This window comes from Paraburkholderia sp. BCC1884 (genome assembly GCF_900996225.1).
Taxonomy (GTDB): Bacteria; Pseudomonadota; Gammaproteobacteria; order Burkholderiales; family Burkholderiaceae; genus Paraburkholderia.
In genome coordinates this window covers 1-420 of record NZ_CAAJGL010000053.1, presented here as the reverse complement: position 1 = coordinate 420, position 420 = coordinate 1, and the positions used below count along the sequence as shown (strand labels likewise).

Genomic DNA, 420 nt, shown 5'->3' with positions numbered 1-420 from the left:
CGACGTGCTGTGGCGCCGCTCGAAGCTGGGCCTGCATGTCGCGCCCGGCACGCTGGAGACGGTCACCGCCGCGATCGACGCCTGGTTCGCGCAAGGCGGCGAGGCAGCCCCGGCGGCCGAGCCCGCCGCGCGACGCGTCGCGCACTGACGGCCCGAACGGTAACCAGACAAAGAAGTTGCACCGAAGGTAGAAACGCGCGGCAGGCCGCAAGCCGCGCGGGATCGAGAGCAGCACGCCCCGCCGCGAAGGCCGCGCGAATCACAATTACGTACCGAATGGAGATGAGACAGATGCAGGATCAATACATCCTCGCACTCGACCAGGGCACGACGAGCTCGCGCGCGATGCTGTTCGATCGCCAGGGCAACATCGTATCGATCGCCCAGAAGGAGTTCGAGCAGATCTATCCGCGCCCGGGC

Annotated in this window: 1 protein-coding gene; it reads left to right on the top strand. The window is 67.4% G+C overall.

Features of this window, described 5'->3' with window-relative positions; genetic code table 11:
• Window positions 1-291: 291 nt before the first annotated feature.
• The coding region (locus FQ705_RS03870) for an FGGY family carbohydrate kinase (RefSeq protein ID WP_144138100.1) at window positions 292-420 on the top strand (129 nt) is incomplete at its 3' end.